At 61.4% G+C, this 18,833-nt stretch carries 19 protein-coding genes and 1 tRNA gene; 12 read left to right on the top strand and 8 right to left on the bottom strand.

Features of this window, described 5'->3' with window-relative positions; translation table 11 throughout:
• Positions 1 to 29 precede the first annotated feature (29 nt).
• Complete coding sequence (locus J7U39_RS19535) at positions 30 to 1,310, bottom strand: 4-aminobutyrate--2-oxoglutarate transaminase (protein ID WP_210629674.1); 1,281 nt, start codon at positions 1,308 to 1,310, stop codon at positions 30 to 32.
• A 165-nt stretch (positions 1,311 to 1,475) separates the two neighbouring features.
• Here J7U39_RS19535 and J7U39_RS19530 point away from each other — a divergent pair, with 165 nt between their 5' ends.
• The 3 genes from J7U39_RS19530 to J7U39_RS19520 all read left to right on the top strand — a co-directional run bounded on the left by J7U39_RS19530 (position 1,476) and on the right by J7U39_RS19520 (position 4,747).
• On the top strand, positions 1,476 to 2,285 hold the full coding sequence (locus J7U39_RS19530) for a MerR family transcriptional regulator (protein WP_210629673.1): 810 nt from the start codon (positions 1,476 to 1,478) through the stop codon (positions 2,283 to 2,285).
• An 84-nt stretch (positions 2,286 to 2,369) separates the two neighbouring features.
• Positions 2,370 to 2,996: a ribonuclease D gene (locus J7U39_RS19525; protein WP_064800202.1), complete on the top strand. Its 627-nt coding sequence runs from the start codon at positions 2,370 to 2,372 to the stop codon at positions 2,994 to 2,996.
• Positions 2,997 to 3,220: 224 nt separating this feature from the next.
• Complete coding sequence (locus J7U39_RS19520; RefSeq protein WP_210629672.1) at positions 3,221 to 4,747, top strand: hypothetical protein; 1,527 nt, start codon at positions 3,221 to 3,223, stop codon at positions 4,745 to 4,747.
• A gap of 77 nt (positions 4,748 to 4,824) precedes the next feature.
• Here J7U39_RS19520 and rpsA read toward each other — a convergent pair whose 3' ends face one another.
• Positions 4,825 to 6,528 carry a 30S ribosomal protein S1 gene (gene rpsA, locus J7U39_RS19515; protein WP_210629671.1) on the bottom strand — a complete coding sequence of 568 codons (1,704 nt, stop codon included), beginning with the start codon at positions 6,526 to 6,528 and terminating at the stop codon, positions 4,825 to 4,827.
• A gap of 175 nt (positions 6,529 to 6,703) precedes the next feature.
• Complete coding sequence (cmk, locus tag J7U39_RS19510) at positions 6,704 to 7,351, bottom strand: (d)CMP kinase (protein WP_210629670.1); 648 nt, start codon at positions 7,349 to 7,351, stop codon at positions 6,704 to 6,706.
• A gap of 386 nt (positions 7,352 to 7,737) precedes the next feature.
• On the opposite strand from cmk, the gene J7U39_RS19505 reads away from it, so the two are divergent.
• From J7U39_RS19505 to J7U39_RS19495, 3 genes are all read left to right on the top strand, one after another.
• On the top strand, positions 7,738 to 8,121 hold the full coding sequence (locus J7U39_RS19505; protein ID WP_210629669.1) for a TIGR02300 family protein: 384 nt from the start codon (positions 7,738 to 7,740) through the stop codon (positions 8,119 to 8,121).
• Between the two features lie 148 nt (positions 8,122 to 8,269).
• Positions 8,270 to 8,345, top strand: a tRNA-Ala gene (locus tag J7U39_RS19500).
• A gap of 120 nt (positions 8,346 to 8,465) precedes the next feature.
• The gene (locus tag J7U39_RS19495; RefSeq protein WP_210629668.1) at positions 8,466 to 8,705 is read left to right on the top strand and encodes a GIY-YIG nuclease family protein; all 240 of its coding nucleotides are present in this window, start codon (positions 8,466 to 8,468) and stop codon (positions 8,703 to 8,705) included.
• A 56-nt stretch (positions 8,706 to 8,761) separates the two neighbouring features.
• On the opposite strand, the gene J7U39_RS19490 is transcribed toward J7U39_RS19495, so the two are convergent.
• Positions 8,762 to 8,998: a DUF2798 domain-containing protein gene (locus J7U39_RS19490; RefSeq protein ID WP_210629667.1), complete on the bottom strand. Its 237-nt coding sequence runs from the start codon at positions 8,996 to 8,998 to the stop codon at positions 8,762 to 8,764.
• A gap of 228 nt (positions 8,999 to 9,226) precedes the next feature.
• Here J7U39_RS19490 and J7U39_RS19485 point away from each other — a divergent pair, with 228 nt between their 5' ends.
• Complete coding sequence (locus tag J7U39_RS19485; RefSeq protein ID WP_210629666.1) at positions 9,227 to 9,943, top strand: YoaK family protein; 717 nt, start codon at positions 9,227 to 9,229, stop codon at positions 9,941 to 9,943.
• A gap of 74 nt (positions 9,944 to 10,017) precedes the next feature.
• Positions 10,018 to 10,806: a YdcF family protein gene (locus J7U39_RS19480; protein WP_210629665.1), complete on the top strand. Its 789-nt coding sequence runs from the start codon at positions 10,018 to 10,020 to the stop codon at positions 10,804 to 10,806.
• Between the two features lie 2 nt (positions 10,807 to 10,808).
• Here J7U39_RS19480 and J7U39_RS19475 read toward each other — a convergent pair whose 3' ends face one another.
• Positions 10,809 to 11,282 (bottom strand): hypothetical protein, encoded by a 474-nt coding sequence (locus tag J7U39_RS19475; RefSeq protein WP_210629664.1) that lies wholly within the window; start codon positions 11,280 to 11,282, stop codon positions 10,809 to 10,811.
• A gap of 177 nt (positions 11,283 to 11,459) precedes the next feature.
• Here J7U39_RS19475 and J7U39_RS19470 point away from each other — a divergent pair, with 177 nt between their 5' ends.
• Positions 11,460 to 12,095: a trimeric intracellular cation channel family protein gene (locus J7U39_RS19470; RefSeq protein WP_210629663.1), complete on the top strand. Its 636-nt coding sequence runs from the start codon at positions 11,460 to 11,462 to the stop codon at positions 12,093 to 12,095.
• Positions 12,096 to 12,110: 15 nt separating this feature from the next.
• Here J7U39_RS19470 and irrA read toward each other — a convergent pair whose 3' ends face one another.
• Positions 12,111 to 12,530 carry an iron response transcriptional regulator IrrA gene (gene irrA, locus J7U39_RS19465; protein WP_210629662.1) on the bottom strand — a complete coding sequence of 140 codons (420 nt, stop codon included), beginning with the start codon at positions 12,528 to 12,530 and terminating at the stop codon, positions 12,111 to 12,113.
• A 301-nt stretch (positions 12,531 to 12,831) separates the two neighbouring features.
• On the opposite strand from irrA, the gene fabA reads away from it, so the two are divergent.
• The 3 genes from fabA to fabI are packed head-to-tail and all read left to right on the top strand — an operon-like array spanning position 12,832 to position 15,436.
• Positions 12,832 to 13,347: a 3-hydroxyacyl-[acyl-carrier-protein] dehydratase FabA gene (gene fabA, locus J7U39_RS19460; RefSeq protein ID WP_020920068.1), complete on the top strand. Its 516-nt coding sequence runs from the start codon at positions 12,832 to 12,834 to the stop codon at positions 13,345 to 13,347.
• Positions 13,348 to 13,392: 45 nt separating this feature from the next.
• On the top strand, positions 13,393 to 14,625 hold the full coding sequence (gene fabB, locus J7U39_RS19455) for a beta-ketoacyl-ACP synthase I (protein WP_210629661.1): 1,233 nt from the start codon (positions 13,393 to 13,395) through the stop codon (positions 14,623 to 14,625).
• Positions 14,626 to 14,629: 4 nt separating this feature from the next.
• Entirely contained in the window at positions 14,630 to 15,436 is an 807-nt protein-coding gene (gene fabI / locus J7U39_RS19450; protein WP_210629660.1) for an enoyl-ACP reductase FabI, read from the top strand.
• 93 nt (positions 15,437 to 15,529) lie between these two features.
• Here fabI and J7U39_RS19445 read toward each other — a convergent pair whose 3' ends face one another.
• Both J7U39_RS19445 and pnp read right to left on the bottom strand, forming a co-directional pair.
• Positions 15,530 to 16,546 carry a class I SAM-dependent methyltransferase gene (locus tag J7U39_RS19445; RefSeq protein ID WP_210629659.1) on the bottom strand — a complete coding sequence of 339 codons (1,017 nt, stop codon included), beginning with the start codon at positions 16,544 to 16,546 and terminating at the stop codon, positions 15,530 to 15,532.
• Between the two features lie 80 nt (positions 16,547 to 16,626).
• Entirely contained in the window at positions 16,627 to 18,765 is a 2,139-nt protein-coding gene (pnp, locus tag J7U39_RS19440; RefSeq protein ID WP_011423507.1) for a polyribonucleotide nucleotidyltransferase, read from the bottom strand.
• Positions 18,766 to 18,833 lie beyond the last annotated feature (68 nt).

Raw genomic sequence — 18,833 nt, 5'->3', positions numbered from 1 at the left:
GCGCCATTGAAATCCGGGTTCGATCGGCGCTAGCTGGCGGCACTCGCCTCCAGCATCGAGGTCTCGAGAATGTCGAGCGCCTCGCCGAAGACCTCGTCCTGGATGGTGATCGGCGCGAGGAAGCGGATGACGTTTCCATGGACGCCGCAGGTGAGCAGGATCAGCCCCTTGTCGAGCGCTGTCAGCCGCACCTTGTTGGCGAAATCAGCACTCGGCAATCCCGTCCTCCGGTCATTGAATTCGACGGCGTTCATGAAGCCCGGTCCGCGAATATCGGCGATCTCCGGCACCTTTTCACGCAAGGATTCCAGCCGCTGCTTCAGCCGCCCGCCGAGCAGGTTCGCGCGGTTGCAGAGATCCTCCTCCTTGATGACGTCGAGGACGGCATGGGCAGCGGCGATACCGAGCGGATTGCCGCCATAGGTGCCGCCGAGCCCGCCCGGCCCCGGCGCGTCCATGATTTCGGCGCGGCCGGTGACGGCAGCAAGTGGGAAGCCGCCGGCGAGGCTTTTCGCCATCGTCGTCAGGTCGGCGGCCACCTCGTGGTGATCCATCGCGAACATCTTGCCGGTGCGGGCAAAACCGGTCTGCACCTCATCGGCGATCAGCAGGATGCCATGCTGGTCGCAAAGTTCGCGCAGGGCTTTCATGAAGGCTGCGGGCGCCGGATAGAAGCCGCCTTCACCCTGCACCGGCTCGAGGATGATGGCTGCGACACGCTGCGGATCGACATCGGCGGCGAAGAGTTTCTTCAGCGCCGCAAGCGACTGATCGACGGAGACGCCATGCAGTTCGACGGGGAAAGGAACATGGAAGACATCGCCGGGCATCGCGCCGAAGCCGACCTTGTAGGGCACGACCTTGCCGGTCAGCGCCATGCCCATGAAGGTGCGGCCGTGGAAGCCGCCGCCGAAGGCGATGACGGCCGAGCGGCCGGTCGCGGCACGGGCGATCTTGACGGCGTTCTCGACCGCCTCGGCGCCAGTGGTGACGAAGATGGTCTTTTTCTGGAAATTGCCGGGCACCAGGGCGTTCAAGCGCTCGGCGAGGCTGACGTAGTTCTCGTAGGGCACCACTTGGTGGCAGGTATGGGTGAAGCGGTCGAGCTGATCCTTGACCGCCGCAATGACCTTGGGGTGGCGGTGGCCGGTGTTGAGCACGGCGATGCCGGCGGCGAAATCGATATAGCGGCGGCCCTCCTTGTCCCAGATTTCGGCATTCTCTGCGCGATCCGCATAGATCTGGGTAGTCATGCCGACGCCGCGTGAAATCGCGGCGTTCTTCCGGTCGGTAAGGCTTGTCGCGGTCATCGATCTGCTCCCGTGTTGAAGGTTTTTGGAATTATCTTACATAAGTTCTGTAAGAATCTCTGGAAATTCCTACATTTTTTCTGCAAGAAAACAAGCGGCATTTTTTGCTTCAAACATCACGCGATTTGATGAATGCTCGCGCAACGAGAATCGGGGTATTGGCTGATGAGTGACAACGGGCCTGTGCGCTACAAGGTAGCGGAGGCCGCGCGGCTGGCGGGAGTCTCCGCCTCGACGCTGCGCCTCTGGGAAAGCCAGGGCCTGGTCGTTCCCGGCCGCTCCGAAACCGGCCATCGGCAATATAGCGCCGACGACGTGGCGCGGCTGAAGCGCATCTCCTGGTACCGGGTCGAGCGCGGTCTCAATCCGGCAGCAATCCGAGAGGCGCTGGAGAGCGAGGAACCCTCCGCGGACAGTGCCGAACCCGGCCAGGATTCCGGCCTCGGCCGGAAACTGCGGAGCCTCCGCCACGCCGCAGGCAAGACCCTCGATCAGGTGGCCGGTGATATTGGCATCACCGCGTCGACGCTCTCGACGCTGGAGCGCACCTCGCAAGGCGTCGGGTTCAAGACGCTGCACGACCTCGCCGAATATTACGCCACCACCGTCTCCCGCCTCTCCGGCGAGGAAAGCGTGGAGGTGCCGGCAGTGATACGCGCCGGCGAGTGGCGCACCTGGCCGGAAACGACCCCCGGGGTTACGGTGCAGTTGCTTGCCGAAGGCCGCAGGATGATGGATTGCCATCGTTTCGTGCTGGCGCCGGGCGCTGCCAGCGAGGGCGCCTATCGCCACGAAGGCGAGGAATTCATGCATGTCCTGTCCGGCCGGCTGGAACTGGTGCTCGACAGCGATCAGTTCTTCGATCTCGGCCCGGGCGATTCACTGTATTTCGAAAGCCGCCGCTACCATTCCTGGCGCAACCGCCACGATGGCGAAACCGTGCTTCTCTGGATCAACACGCCGCCGACATTCTGAACCAGCCGCAGCAGGAAGCAGTTTCGCAATGTGTGCCTTTGCGCTATAGCGCGAGTGGAGAATATCCGAACGAAAGACAGTCTCATGGCCGCCACCATCCGTTATCACGAAGGCGATATTTCCGCGGCCGACGCGGCCCGCTACACCGGCGCGATCGCGATCGATACCGAGACGCTGGGCCTGGTGCCGCGGCGGGATCGTCTCTGCGTCGTCCAGCTTTCTCCGGGTGACGGCACCGCCGACATCATCCGCATCGCGGCCGGCCAGAAAGAGGCCCCCAATCTCGTCGCTCTGCTCGAAGATCCCACGCACCAGAAGATCTTTCATTACGGCCGCTTCGATATTGCCGTGCTCTTCCATACCTTCGGCGTCACGACGAACCCGGTATTCTGCACCAAGATCGCCTCGCGCCTCTGCCGCACCTACACCGATCGCCACGGCCTCAAGGACAATCTCAAGGAAATGCTCGACGTCGATGTCTCCAAGGCGCAGCAATCGTCCGATTGGGCGGCCGAGACGCTGTCGCCGGCCCAGCTCGAATATGCCGCTTCCGACGTGCTTTACTTGCACGCGCTTCGCGACAAGCTGACGGCCCGCCTGATCCGCGACGGCCGGTTCGATCATGCCACGGCCTGCTTCGCATTCCTGCCGACGCGCGCCAAGCTCGACCTGCTCGGCTGGGAAGAGGCCGATATCTTCGCTCACAGCTGAGCGAATTGCCGTCAATCTTCACTGTCTGCGGTCGCGGGTGAACTGATCCGCCGGCGTTAGCGATTCGTTAATCTCTGTTTCTTAATATTCGATTTAATTTTTAGGCATTCGATGGCGCCGCTTGCGTCATGCGGACAGGAGGATCTGCTCGGGATGCAAGGGACCGGATGAGCGCGGTCCTTTCATAGAGCCTGCTTTCATCGTCACTTTACGAAAGGCATGCCATGCTGACCCCCGTTCGTGCAGCGTCCAATGCAAGCTTTTCATCTCAGGGCCAGACTGCGGCGATCGTGGCCGGCAGTCCTGACCGTTCGGTGATTGCCCCCGCGCCCGTCAACGCGGTCGAGGCCACTGAGCTGAATTCCGCCATTGCCGGCAAGCTCAATATCCTGCTCCTTGCGGCGCGCGAGCGCATGGTTGAAGCCCTTTTCGATGTCATCGATGCGGCTGGCCGCTCGATCTCGCTCGATCGCGGCGAGGACGAGAGCAATTCCGCCTTCGCCTCCCGGCTCGCCGATGCCATCCGCGGGCTGCCGACCGCCAGGATCGATGAGGTCGAAGGCCAGCTGAGCGCGCAGGGGCACAGTCTGCCGCTTCGGACGATCGCGGAAGCCTTGAAGAATCCGACAGGGCCTGAGGCGGCGCGTATCATCGCCTATCTGGAAATCGTGCGCTACAAGGACCGTGATCTCGCTGCCCGCGCCGTCGTCCGATCCTATGGTCAGAACGATGCTTCGCCGATGCGCGCCGAAGCCCGGCCCGAGATCCAGCTGCATGAAGCCAGCCTGCTCGCCGCGATCCGCCAGCCGGCGGAAACGCAATCTGAACCAGCCGGCAAATTGATCGAGACCGCCCTGCTTGCGGCAAGCGAGGAAGCGGTGAGCGCCGCAGCCGTGGAAGCCGCGGATCCTGAAATTTCGCAGTCTGAAAACTGGATTCGCTCCGCTTCGGTGACAAAAGCAGAGCTTGCCCCGAAGGTCGAAGCCCGGCAATCAGTGCCGGCAGAGCCGCGTGCGGGTGACGACACGGCCGAGGTGACGGAGCCGCCGGTCATTCAGCCTCTCGCAACGTCGGAAAAAGCCGATCCTCTCATTCCCCGGAACTGGACGGGAATCCTCGCCTCCATGACCGAAGCGGTCTCCGAGATGATCGTAACCATCATCCGTGAGCAGGACGTCGAAACGGTGCAGGAGGATGGTCCCGTCGAGGCGGCGGTGGAGGTCGATGCCATTCTCGACGAGGCCGTCATCAGCGAAGCGAAGGAGACCTTGACGAGACAGCCGGCAGATCTGGCCGCTGCCGATGCTCGACAGTCCGCAATGCCCCACCTGTCTCAGATGGAACCCGGGGCCACGGCTGCGGCTGCCCGCCAGCCGAAAGAAATTGCCGCACAGCCGCAACCGATGCCGCTGCCCGACATGGCGGAGGCCTCTTATGTGCCGCTCGCGGCCAAGGTGGCGGAGGGCTTTGCCTATGCTCAGCTGCCTTATCAGTTCGCCAAGGATACGCCGTCGAACGAAAAGGCCGGTGAAACGAGCCACCAGCATCACCATCACCAGGACGGTGCGCCGCAGGACGAGCAGCAGGCGCAATCCGGCGGCGAGGATGCCGAACCCGATGCTGAAGGGGCGGAGGCGGCACCCGAGCGCAGGACGCCGAGGATGATCGATACCGAGCCGTCGGCATATCGGCCCGACACTGCAGCCGATCCGGTCTACGCGCTTTATCAGCGCATGGCCGGCTGGGAATAGCGGCTTTCATCACCTGAAAATGAAGAACCCGCCGGATCGCTCCGGCGGGTTCCGCATTTCAGACGTGACTGCGAGGCTTATTCGCCGCCGCGGTTCTTCAGGGCTGCGCCCAGGATGTCGCCGAGCGAAGCGCCCGAGTCGGACGAACCGAACTGAGCGACGGCTTCCTTCTCTTCCGCAATCTCCAGGGCCTTGATGGACAGCATGATCTTGCGGTCCTTCTTGGAGAAGTTGGTGACGCGGGCGTCGACGACCTGGCCGACCGAGAAACGCTCAGGACGCTGCTCGTCGCGGTCGCGGGCGAGATCGGCGCGACGGATGAAGGACGTGATGTCCTCGTGGTTGACGAGCTTCACTTCAATGCCGCCATCGTTGATGGCGATGACTTCGCAGGAAACAACGGCGTTCTTGCGCAGGTCGCCGGAAGCTGCTGCTTCACCAACAGCATCCTTGCCGAGCTGCTTGATGCCGAGCGAGATGCGTTCCTTCTCGACATCGACGTCGAGAACGACGGCCTTGACGACGTCACCCTTGTTGAACTCCTCGATGACCTGTTCGCCCGGACGGTTCCAGTCGAGGTCGGAGAGGTGCACCATGCCGTCGACATCGCCGTCGAGGCCGATGAACAGGCCGAATTCGGTCTTGTTCTTGACTTCGCCTTCAACTTCAGTGCCGGCCGGATGGCTGCGGGCGAATGCTGCCCACGGGTTTTCCAGCGTCTGCTTGAGGCCGAGCGAGATACGGCGCTTGGACGGATCGACTTCGAGAACGACGACTTCGACTTCCTGGCTCGTGGACAGGATCTTGCCGGGGTGAACGTTCTTCTTGGTCCAGGACATTTCCGAGATGTGGATCAGGCCTTCGATGCCCGGCTCCAGCTCGACGAACGCACCGTAGTCGGTGATGTTCGTAACGGTACCGGAGATCTTCTTGCCTTCCGGATACTTGGCCTGGATGCCATCCCACGGATCGGACTCGAGCTGCTTCATACCGAGCGAGATGCGGTGGGTTTCCTGGTTGATGCGGATGATCTGAACCTTGACCTGCTGGCCGATGTTCAGGATTTCCGACGGATGGTTCACACGGCGCCATGCCATGTCGGTGACGTGCAGCAGGCCGTCGATGCCGCCGAGGTCGACGAACGCACCGTAATCGGTGATGTTCTTGACGACGCCGTCGACAACCTGGCCTTCTTCGAGGTTCTGAACGATTTCAGAACGCTGCTCGGCACGGGACTCTTCCAGGACCGTGCGGCGCGAAACCACGATGTTGCCGCGGCGCTTGTCCATCTTGAGGATTTCGAAGGGCTGCGGGTTGTGCATCAGCGGGGTCACGTCGCGGATCGGGCGGATGTCGACCTGCGAACGCGGCAGGAAGGCGATCGCACCGTCGAGGTCGACCGTGAAGCCGCCCTTGACCTGGTTGAAGATCACGCCTTCGACGCGCTCGCCGGCTTCGAACTTGGCTTCGAGCTTGATCCAGCTTTCTTCGCGGCGAGCCTTCTCGCGCGACAGAACGGCTTCACCAAGCGCGTTTTCGATGCGCTCGACATAGACTTCGACTTCGTCGCCGACCTTCAGCGAACCGTCCTTGGCGCGTGCGCCGAATTCCTTGAGCGCGATGCGGCCTTCGACCTTGAGGCCGACGTCGACAACGGCGACATCCTTTTCGATGCCCGTGACGATGCCCTTGGTGACATAGCCTTCAGCCAGATCGTTTTTGGCAAAGGACTCTTCGAGAAGGGCCGCGAAATCCTCGCGAGAGGGAGTTGCTACTGACATAAAATCTCCTGCGTGGCCTTCGATAGCGTCAAGGCCCACGTATGCGCCGGTTGGTTCGTGTTGAATGGGCCTGAACCCAGTCCGCCTTCTCTGACGAAGGCAATCCGGCGCTTGGACGGAATTTCAGGCTGCATTAAAGCGATCCATGCGTCTGAGCATGCAAAATCGCTTGAATTTAGGCATTTCGGTTCAAGACCGCATCGATGATCGATTGAGCGGCTTGAAACGCGGCCTCTATACTCATTTCCGACGTATCAAGCAAGTGCGCATCATCAGCTGGTTTCAAAGGGCTGTCGGCCCGCCCCATGTCGCGTTCGTCGCGCCGCTTGACGTCTTCGAAAATCGCCTCCAAATCCGCCGTCGCCCCCTTGCCCAGGATCTCGTCGTAACGGCGTCTGGCGCGCACCTCCGGCGACGCCGTCACATAGAGCTTGACCGGCGCATCCGGGCATACGACCGTGCCGATATCGCGCCCATCGAGCACCGTGCCCGGCGTCTTTGCCGCAAACCGGCGCTGCGCCTCGACCAGCGCCCGGCGCACCGCCGGCATGACGGCGATTTTCGAGGCAGCTTCACCGATCTCGTGTCGGGAAAGTATATCGCGATTCAGTCCGGCGAGTTCAACCTCCCGCGCGATCTTTTCGGCCACCGCCTCGTCGTCGAGCGGCAGGCCGGCATCGAGCAGCGCCTTGGCCGTTGCGCGGTAGGTCAGCCCCGTGTCGAGATGGTGAAAGCCGTATCGTTCAGCGATAAGACGCGAAAGCGTCCCCTTGCCGGCCGCCGCCGGGCCGTCGATGGCGATGGTGAAACTCTTTGTTGCCATGGGATCAATCCTGCAATGATGCGCCGTATGGCGCCAAAGGGGTCGTCTTGCGCGGATGCGGCTGGAACAGCTGGAAGCTGGCGGTGGGCTGCGGCGCAGAGCCATGCATCCCGTAATCCTCTGTAACTGCAGCACATTTCTTCCGAAGCGTCGGCCTGGCCGGCTGCTGCCTTCGCCCGCTTCTTCTACTGCCGCGGCTCGTTACCACAAACACCATGAGCGGTCATCCGTCTGCAGGCCAAAACGCCCGCGCCGAGATGATAAAGTTTGGCTTTGACATGGGAAGCCACAGCGATTAAGGGGACCGGCTTATAAATTCCGATGGAACGCCGGCTTGCACGGCATTTTGCCGAATCGCGGATTCGGCCATTCTCACGAGGCTTATAGTGGCGAAAGCGGAACTTGGAACCAAGCGCACCGATCCGGAAACCGGCAAGAAGTTTTATGATCTGAACCGGGATCCGATCGTTTCCCCTTATACCGGCAAGTCCTATCCCCTGTCCTTCTTCGAGGAAACCTCGGCGATCGCTGAGGTTGCCGAAGAAGACGAGGTCGCGGAAGTCGATACCGAAAACACCGAAGTCGAACTGGTTTCGCTTGAGGATGCCGACGACGGCGCCTCTGGCGACGACATTCCGGACATGGGCGACGACGATGTCGAAATCGAAGGCGACGACGATGACGACACTTTCCTCACGCCCGACGAAGACGACGACGATGACGACATGAGCGACATTATCGGCGTGACCGGCGACGAAGACGAAGTCTGATCGGACAAATGCCGGCCCGGACAACAAAAAAATTCCGGGTCGGTTTTTTTGGGCTTGCTATCTGCGAAAACCGCAAGTAAGAAGCCGCCACTCCAGAGGGAACGCCCTCCGGAGCATCCCAGGACCGGCCATGCCGGACCGCCTTGATGGGGCTATAGCTCAGCTGGGAGAGCGCTTGCATGGCATGCAAGAGGTCAGCGGTTCGATCCCGCTTAGCTCCACCAGCCTACGCTCTTCGAGCTTCGGCTTGGCAAGCCGGAAGGCTTGACGGGACGAGGGCGAGAAGGAGGCGGAGGCTGCCGCGACGTAGTTGCGAAGCAACGTAGGCGGGCTGTGATCCTTCCATGAAATATGTCTACATTCTCAATAGTGTCGAACTTCCGGATCGCTATTACGTTGGCGTGACGGGCGACCTGAAGTCGCGTCTGGCAAAACATAATGCCGGAGAAGTTTCTCATACCTCGAAATACGCCCCTTGGTCTCTCAAGACCTATCTCGCCTTCTCCGACGAAGCGCAGGCCTTTGCCTTTGAGAAGTATTTGAAGTCGGCTTCCGGCAGAGCATTCGCAAAGAAAAGACTCTAGCCGCGCTCACGCCACCCCCGGCAGACCGTTCCCACAGCCTGCCGGCGCCTTCCGCCTCACATCTCCACGATCGCTGCCGTCACCCGTTTCACCACCGGCAGCACCAATAACCGCACCGGAAAGGCGATGGCCCAGGAGAGGACCCAGGCGGATGGCCACATGGCAAGTGCAGCTGCGGTCAGGCCTTGCGCTCTGACGATGCTGATTGCGGAGACGACTGATGTCATTAGCAGCGAGAGGATGAGCGGCATGACGATCGCATTGTAGCGCTTGGGGAGTTTGCCTTTGGGCATTTTGATCTCCGTAAGATGCCGATCGAACAATCGCGCAGCGCCGATCGGCGGTTGCGCGTTGATTGACGTAAACGCTTACGGAGCTTCGGTCTGAAGCGACGCCGTTTTATGATCGAAAGAATCTTTTCGCGCAAGCGTGGCCCCGGCCAAATCCTCTTTGCCAATTCCTCAACGAACAGGATTTATCCTTGCTGCAGGAATCTCAGTGATTCGCCTTCAGGATCCCCAATGACCAGAGCAAGACGCCGCCGTATCATTCGTACACGACGAACCCTGACCGGGCTCGCCCTCGTCGGTTCGATTTCATTTCTGGCCGGCATGACCGATGCGACCGGGCTGCTGCTGACCGGCGATTTCGTCTCCTTCATGACGGGGAATACGACGCGGGCCGCACTCGCGCTGGGCCAGGGCAATCTTTATCATGCGGCGGTGCTGATCTCCGCCATTCTCGTTTTCGTGCTCGGCAATGCGACCGGTATCGTCATCGCCCATGTCTCCGAGCGGCGCATCTTCGTCGTTCTCGGCTGCGTCGGGGCCGTTCTGGCGCTTGCTTCGATGACGACGGCTGAGAGCCTGATGCTGGTGCGGTTCTACATGATCGTTTGTTCCATGGGCATGGTGAACGCCGCCGTCGAACATATCGAAGGCCTGCCGATCGGCCTGACTTATGTCACAGGCGCACTGTCGCGTTTCGGCCGCGGCATCGGCCGCTGGATTATCGGCGATCGCCGTGTCGAATGGACGATCCAGCTCGTCCCCTGGGGCGGCATGATGCTCGGCGCGATCGCCGGTGCCGTCCTGACCCGGTTGACCGGCGCCCATGCCTTGTGGCTGGTCTCCATCTTTGCCATGGCGCTGGCGCTTGTCGCCATGTTCATTCCCCGGCCGCTTCAGCGGCGCTTCAACCAGAAGCTCGCGCCGCATCACACGGGCGCCCTGCGCTAGCGATAGGACCGTCGCATTCCTGTTACCGCCGAATCGGATAGGAAGGACGCGCGCCCATCCTCAAGGAGTAGGTCTTGTTCGTCATTTCCAAGCTTGTCTGGATTTTTGCCCAGCCGCTGTCGCTGGCATTCCTTCTCGTCTTCTTCGCCTTTGCCGCCGGACTTCTGCGCTGGCACAGCTCAAGCGTCCTCGGCGCGATGGCTTCAGCCCTCATCCTCTTCATCACGCTCTACACCACGGCCGGCAACCTTCTGATGCAGGGGCTCGAGCAGCGCTTCGCCAAACCTGCCGCCGATCCCGACAGCCTGCAATGCATGATCGTGCTCGGCGGCGCCTTCGAAAACGAGGTGAATACGGCGCGCCACGGCATTGAATTCAATCCTGCCGCCGACCGCTTCATCGAAGCGCTGCGGCTCGCGCAGAAGTTTCCGCAGTCGCGCATTCTGATCTCGGGCGGCGACGGCTCACTCTCGGGCATTTACGAAGGCGATGCGGCGGCATCCGAGCGCTTCTTCCCGCTCTTCGGCGTCAGCAAGGATCGCCTGATCGAGGAGCGGCAATCGCGCACCACCTTCGAAAACGCCGTCAATACAAAAGAAGTCCTCGCGGGCCACGGCCTTTCCCAGTGCCTGCTGATCACCTCGGGCTTCCATATGCCGCGTTCCGTCGGCATCTTCCGTAAGCTCGGCATCGACATCGTGCCCTGGCCGACCGACTATCGCACCGACGGGCAGGTTCGGCTGAACCTGGATTTCACTCAGCCGAACCTCAACGCCCAGAATATGGCGACTGCGGTCCGCGAATGGTACGGCCTGGTCGGCTACTATCTCGCCGGCCGGACGTCGGAGCTTTATCCGCGCTAAGCTTATTTCTTCGAGATGGTGACGAATTTCGTGCCGCGCACACGCGCGGTCACGATGCAGGGATCGCCTTCGGTGCGGTCGCAGAAACGCGGATGCATCTTCATCGCCAGCACCATGTTGCCGAAGCGCTGGACGAAGTCGTAGCCGTAGATCTGTGCCGTCGCGATCATGAAATAACCGCCTTCGGCGACCTGCAGATAGAAATTATAGGTGCAGCCGTCGTCGTTGCATTGCGGCCCCTTCTGCCCGTCGCAGGTGAGCTCGCCCTCATTGACCACGGCGTCGATCAGCCCGTCATTGTTGATGTCCTGCCGGGTGATGAAGCCGTCGGCGAATTCGGCCGCTTTGCACTGTTCCTGGAAATGCTTCTTCTCGTAGATTTCGGGGTCGGAGATCAGCGATTGCTGGGCAAGCGCGGCTACCGGCATGGCGAGCAGCAGGACAATATTGAGAACGGCGAGCACCAGCGTTTTCACGGGCTTTCCTCTTTTGGACAAAGGCTCTGAAGCCAAGGCATGTCGCCTAAAACCATGCAGCGGTTTCGGGATACGACATACATCGAATAAAGACTGATGCTTTATCGCCGCGCCGCCTTGCGCCGCCCTTGCCGCCATGGTTCTTTCCGGAAACTGTTCGCCGGCTCCGGGGTCCGCATGTCCTTGCTCGTCTATCTCGATTATGCCGGCATTGCGCTGTTTGCCGCGACAGGCGCGCTCGCCGCCTCGCGCAAGCAGCTCGATCTGATCGGCTTTCTGTTTTTTGCCATGGTCACGGGAACCGGCGGCGGCACCGTGCGCGACATCGTGCTCGGCCGTGTACCGGTCTTCTGGGTGCTGAACCCTGCCTATATCCTCGTCTGCTGCATCATGGGCGTGATTGTCTTCTTCACCGCCCATCTGCTGGAATCGCGCTATCGCCTGCTGATCTGGCTGGATGCGATCGGCCTTGCCGCCTATTGCGTTCTGGGTGCCGCCAAGGGACTTGCCGCTACCGGCTCGCCGACCATCGCGATCGTCACCGGCACACTGACGGCGACCTTCGGCGGCATCCTGCGCGATCTGATGGCAAACGAGCCTTCGGTGCTGTTGCGGCCGGAAATCTATGTGACGGCGGCGCTGGTCGGGGCCGGCGTGTTCACGCTCGCCAATGCGTTGGGAATGCCGCTCTATCTCGCCTCCGGCTGCGGCGTTGTGGCGGCCTTTGCCGTTCGCGGCGGCGCCCTTTGGTTCGGCTGGACCTTCCCGATCTACAAACACAAGCCCGGGCGGCATCCCGACGATGTGATGTGAGCCTTTTGGTCGCCGTCAGCCTTGCTTGGCTCGCAGGCGGATCACCACGTCGACATGAGCGATCTCCAAACCTTCGGGCGGCTCCGGCAGATTGCCGATCGTCAGGTTGCTGACGGGAATGTCGAGCACCTCGTTATGGCCTTCGATGAAGAAATGGTGGTGGTCGGAAACATTGGTGTCGAAATAGGTCTTGGCGCTCTCGACGGCGAGAACGCGGATGAGACCGGCTTCGGTGAACTGGTGCAGCGTGTTATAGACGGTCGCCAGCGAAACCGGCACCCCGGCGGCAACCGCCTCCTCATGCAGTTCCTCGACGGTCAAATGCCGGTCGCCCTTGGCAAACAGGAGGTCGCCGAGCGCGACGCGCTGGCGTGTGGGGCGAAGGCCCGCGCGGCGCAGCCTTACCTCTATTGCGATCGGGAGTGCACCCGTCATCAACACCAACTCCGATTATTCCTGCATAAAGCAATCATGTTTCTTCAAGCGGTATAACTTTTGCATCGGAGCCTTTCAATAGTTCAGTGGGGACAAGAGCCTGACAAACGCGGCAAAAACGGGCTTTTGATGCAAATAGGTCTGGTCGCAGCTCTGGCCTTCCTGTATGCGACCACCAAATAATGGCGTAAGCCTGGTCCAAACCGATGAATGAAGCTGCCTTGCTTGTGCTTCATTTTCTGAAGAACTTGGACTACACGTTCACATCCATCGGCTTCACGCGGGGGGAAAAAGAAATTTTATGACCACCAGACAGTCCAGCTTCTCGTATGAAGAACTCATCGCTTGCGCCCATGGCGAGCTGTTCGGACCCGGTAATGCGCAGCTGCCGCTGCCGCCCATGCTGATGGTTCACCGCATCACGGACATTTCCGAAACGGGCGGCGCCTTCGACAAGGGCTATCTCAGGGCCGAATACGATGTACGCCCCGACGACTGGTATTTTCCCTGCCATTTCGAAGGCAATCCGATCATGCCTGGCTGCCTCGGCCTCGACGGCATGTGGCAGCTGACCGGTTTCTTCCTGGGCTGGCTTGGCGAGGAAGGTCGCGGCATGGCGCTTTCAACCGGCGAAGTGAAATTCAAGGGCATGGTCCGGCCGCATACGAAGCTGATCGAATACGGCATCGACTTCAAGCGCGTCATGCGCGGTCGCCTCGTGCTCGGCACGGCCGATGGCTGGCTGAAGGCGGATGGCGAGACCATATACCAGGCGTCCGACCTTCGCGTCGGTCTATCGAAAGACAAGACCGCCTGAAACCGCATTTCGAGCGGCTGACGAAAACAACAAAGGTTTGATCAGATGAGACGGGTAGTTGTCACGGGTCTGGGTATCGTTTCCTCGATCGGAAGCGATGCGGCCGAAGTCACCGAATCCTTGCGCCAGGCAAAGTCGGGTATCTCCTTTTCCAACGATTTCGCCGAACACGGCTTCAAGTGCCAGGTCTGGGGCAGCCCCAAGCTCGGCCAGGCGGAACTTGGCGAACTGGTCGATCGCCGCGCCATGCGCTTCCTGTCGCAGGGCGGCGCCTGGAACCATGTCGCCATGAAGCAGGCGATCGCCGATTCCGGTCTGGAAGAGACGGACTACGCACAGAACGAGCGCGTCGGCATCATCATGGGATCCGGTGGCCCGTCCACCCGCACACTCATCGAGGCGGCCGAGATCACCGTAAAGAACCACAGCCCGAAGCGCATCGGCCCCTTCGCCGTGCCGAAGGCGATGTCGTCAACCGCATCGGCCACACTCGCCACCTGGTTCAAGATCCACGGCGTCAACTATTCGATCTCGTCGGCCTGCTCGACCTCGGCGCATTGCATCGGCAATGCCACTGAAATGATCCAGTGGGGCAAGCAGGACATGATGTTTGCCGGCGGCCACGAAGATCTCGACTGGACGATGTCCAACCTCTTCGACGCGATGGGGGCCATGTCCTCCAAATATAACGACACGCCCGATACTGCCTCGCGCGCCTATGACGTCAACCGCGACGGTTTCGTCATCGCCGGCGGCGCCGGCGTGCTGGTGCTGGAGGAGCTGGAGCACGCCAAGGCCCGCAGCGCCAAAATCTACGCCGAAATCGTCGGCTACGGCGCCACCTCTGATGGTTACGACATGGTCGCTCCCTCGGGCGAGGGCGCTGTCCGCTGCATGCGCCAGGCGCTTTCCACCGTCAAAGGCGATGTCGACTATATCAACACCCACGGCACATCGACGCCGGTCGGCGACAGCAAGGAAATCGGCGCCATCCGCGAGGTGTTCGGCACCAAGATCCCGCATATCCAATCTACCAAGTCGCTGACGGGCCATTCGCTCGGTGCGGCCGGCGTGCAGGAATCGATCTATTCCCTGCTGATGATGCAGCAAGGTTTCATCGGCGAAAGCGCCCATATCGCCGAGCTCGATCCCGAATTCGAAGGTGTGCCGATTGTGCGCAAGCGAATCGACAATGCGAAGATCGATATCGCTCTCTCCAATTCCTTCGGCTTTGGCGGGACGAACGCCACGCTCGTCTTCCAGCGCTATAACGGATAACAACATGACTGGAATCATGCAGGGTAAGCGCGGCCTCATCATGGGCGTCGCAAACAACCATTCGATTGCCTGGGGGATTTCAAAAGCGCTCGCCGCACAGGGGGCGGACCTCGCCTTCACCTATCAGGGCGATGCGCTCGGCAAGCGCGTCCGGCCGCTGGCCGCCGAAGTCGGCTCGGATTTCGTGCTGCCTTGCGACGTCGAGGACATCACTTCCGTCGATGCCGTGGTCGACGCGCTCGGCGAGCGCTGGGGCAAGCTCGATTTTATCGTCCATGCCATCGGCTTCTCGGACAAGAACGAGCTGAAGGGCCTCTACGCCGATACGACGCGGGAGAATTTCAGCCGCACCATGGTCATCTCCTGCTTCTCCTTCACCGAGATCGCCAAGCGCTGCGCTCCGCTGATGGAAGGCAGTGGCGCGATGCTGACACTGACCTATAACGGCTCGACGCGCGTCATTCCGAATTACAATGTCATGGGTGTCGCCAAGGCGGCGCTCGAGGCTTCGGTGCGTTATCTCGCTGCCGATTACGGCCCGCGCGGCATCCGCGTCAACGGCATTTCCGCCGGCCCGATCCGCACGCTGGCCGGCGCCGGAATTTCGGACGCGCGCGCGATCCTCTCCTGGAACCAGCGTAATGCGCCGCTGCGCAAGACCGTGACCATCGATCAGGTCGGCAGCTCGGCGCTCTACCTGCTCTCCGACCTCTCCGCCGGCGTCACCGGCGAAATCCACTTCGTCGATGCCGGCTTCAACATCACCTCGATGCCAACGCTGGAGACCCTGCGCAACGCCGACGTCGAATAAACGCCGCTGATTGAAATTCAAAGGCCGTGCGCATCCTCTGCGCACGGCCTTTTGTTTTGCGGGTAAGAACTCGGGGTCGAAGCGGCCTGAGCCTTATTTCTTCGCCCACAGAACCTTGAAGCGGGCATTGCGGCAGGTTTCGCCGCTTTCCCTGAAGTTCGCTGCCAGAACAGGCTCATAAGGCAGGCCGCGATTGGCGACCAGCATCAGCCTGCCGCCGCCGCGAACGGCGGAGGCGGCTGTCTTGATCATCGCCTGGCCGAGCGATGGCTCGGCGGCATGGCCCTCGTGGAAGGGCGGGTTCATGATGACGAGGTCGTATTTGTCCTTGACCGGCTCGCCCGCCAGATCGTGCCAGAAGAAGCGCGCTGGCGCGTTCGGGCAGTTCTCCGCCAGGTTACCCCGCGCGGCCTCCAGGGCCGCGTGATTGGCCTCATAGAGGTCAAGGCGGGCCAGCCCGCGCGATCTCTGTGCCATCTCGACCGAGAGATAGCCCCATCCGGCGCCGAAATCTGCGACGTCGCCGGTAAAATCCTGCGGCAGGCGCGAGGCGAGCAGTTCCGATCCGGCATCGATCCGATCATGCGAGAACATGCCGGCTGTCGCATGGAAGCGATTATCGACGCGCACCGGCGCCTTTGCCAGTTTGGAGATGATGCCGCCGGCCTCGGCCGGCCGTCCGAACCAGAAGGCGACGCCGTGATATTTCGGCATGTGGTCGATGGCGAGGCCGAAACCTTCCATCCGCTTGCGCAGCGGCTGGACGCCGTCTTCCTTGGCGCCGGCGACGACGATCAGCCCGCCGGCCCGCGTGCGGGCGATCGCGGCGGCGAGGTTGGCCTCGTTCTCGCCTTTGTGCTTGGTGCAGAGCACGAGTGCTGCGTCATAGTCCTCGCCGTCGATCTCAGGTGTGGCTTCGATCCGCTGCGCCAGCAGCTGGCGGTAGAGCGGCCGGAAGCCCTGGACGGCGCTGAGCGAGGCGGCAAAACCTTCCGGCAGCGCAAAGCCTGCTTCGGCGCCGAGAAAGAGCACACGCTCGCCTTCGCCGGGCGGCTGGATTGTACCGCTGGCAAACGGATGGAATAGGGTCTTCAACGTTTCGCGGCTCATCGGTCTCGTCTCATTTAGAATAGAAAAGGGGCGCGGAAGATTCCCGCGCCCGGAAAAGCTCTAAAGCTGGCGGAGGCGGCTTATTCGGCCGCTTCTTCCTTCTTCTTCTCGTTCGGGATCTCCTGGCCGGTGGCCTGGTCGACAACCTTCATCGACAGACGAACCTTGCCGCGTTCGTCGAAGCCGAGCAGCTTGACCCAGACCTTGTCGCCTTCCTTGACGACGTCAGTCGTCTTGGCGACGCGCTCGGAAGCGAGCTGCGAAATATGAACGAGGCCGTCGCGGGCGCCGAAGAAGTTGACGAAGGCGCCGAAGTCGGCGGTCTTGACGACAGTGCCCTCATAGATCTGGCCGATTTCAGGCTCGGCGACGATCGAGTGGATCCACTTGCGCGCCGCTTCGATTTCCTTGCCGGAAGAGGAGGCGATCTTGACGGTGCCGTCGTCCTCGATGTTGATCTTCGCGCCGGTCTTTTCGACGATTTCGCGGATGACCTTGCCGCCGGAGCCGATGACTTCGCGGATCTTGTCGACCGGGATGTTCATCACTTCGATGCGCGGAGCGAATTCGCCGAGCTGGCCGCGGCTTTCGGTGATGGCCTTGGCCATTTCGCCGAGGATATGGGCGCGACCGCCCTTGGCCTGGCCGAGAGCGACCTTCATGATCTCCTCGGTGATACCGGCGATCTTGATGTCCATCTGCAGCGAAGTGATGCCATCGGCCGTACCGGCAACCTTGAAGTCCATGTCGCCGAGATGATCTTCATCACCGAGGATATCGGAGAGGACGGCGAAGCGATCGCCTTCCAGGATCAGGCCCATGGCGATACCAGCAACCGGCTTCGCCAGCGGGACACCGGCATCCATCAACGCCAGCGACGTGCCGCAGACGGTTGCCATCGAGGACGAGCCGTTGGATTCGGTGATCTCGGAAACGACGCGCAGCGTGTAGGGGAACTGCTCCGCCGACGGCAGCATCGGACGGATCGCACGCCATGCGAGCTTGCCGTGGCCGATCTCGCGGCGACCCGGGGACCCCATGCGGCCGGTCTCACCAACCGAGAAGGGAGGGAAGTTGTAATGGAGCAGGAAGCGCTCCTTGTACATGCCGGTCAGGCTGTCGACATACTGCTCGTCTTCTCCAGTGCCGAGCGTGGCAACCACGATCGCCTGCGTTTCGCCGCGCGTGAAGAGCGCCGAGCCATGCGTGCGCGGCAGAAGGCCGACTTCCGAAACGATCGGACGAACGGTTTCAAGGTCGCGGCCGTCGATGCGGCTCTTGGTGTCGAGGATGTTCCAACGGACGATCTTGGCCTGCAGGTGCTTGAAGATCGCGCCGACTTCTTCGGCCGTATACTTGGCTTCGCCTTCCTCGGGGAGGAAATGCGCCTTGACCTTTGCCTTGACGGCGTCGACGGCGGCGTAGCGGTCAGCCTTCTGGGTGATCTTGTAAGCTTCGCGCAGTTCTGCTTCGAAATGCTTCAGCATCTCGCCTTCGAGCTCGGAATAGTCTTCCGGTTGGAAGTCGCGCGGCTCCTTGGCGGCGACTTCGGCGAGCTTGATGATCGCGTCGAGAACCGGCTGGAAGCCTTTGTGGCCGAACATGACGGCGCCGAGCATGACGTCTTCGGGCAGTTCCTTGGCTTCGGACTCGACCATCAGCACGGCGTCGTAGGTGCCGGCGACGACGAGGTCGAGGCTCGACTCATCCATCTCGTCGAGATGCGGGTTGAGAACATATTCGCCGTTGATGTAGCCGACGCGCGCGCCGCCGACCGGGCCCATGAAGGGAACGCCGGAAAGCGTCAGCGCCGCCGAAGAGGCGATCATGGACAGGATGTCAGGATTGTTTTCAAGGTCGTGCTGGACGACGGTGACGACGACCTGGGTGTCGTTCTTGTAGCCTTCCGGGAAGAGCGGGCGGATCGGGCGGTCGATCAGGCGGGAAACGAGAGTCTCGTTTTCGCTCGGACGGCCTTCACGCTTGAAATAGCCGCCGGGGATCTTGCCGGCTGCATAGGTCTTTTCCTGGTAGTTGACGGTGAGCGGAAAGAAGTCCTGCCCGGGCTTCGGCGCCTTGGCAGAGACGACGGTGGCAAGAACGACGGTCTCGCCGTAAGTGGCGAGAACCGCACCGTCGGCCTGACGGGCGATCTTGCCGGTTTCGAGCTTCAGCGGGCGGCCGGCCCACTCGATTTCCACTGTGTGTGTATCAAACATATCTTGTCCTTCAATGCGGGAGCACGCGCCATCGCCGATTTCAGGGCGCAGCGCACAGTCGACCGCAA

It is taken from the genome of Rhizobium sp. NLR16a, assembly GCF_017948245.1.
Classification (GTDB): domain Bacteria; phylum Pseudomonadota; class Alphaproteobacteria; order Rhizobiales; family Rhizobiaceae; genus Rhizobium.
Note: the sequence above shows the minus strand (reverse complement) of the source record. Positions and strands in the feature narration are given on the sequence as shown.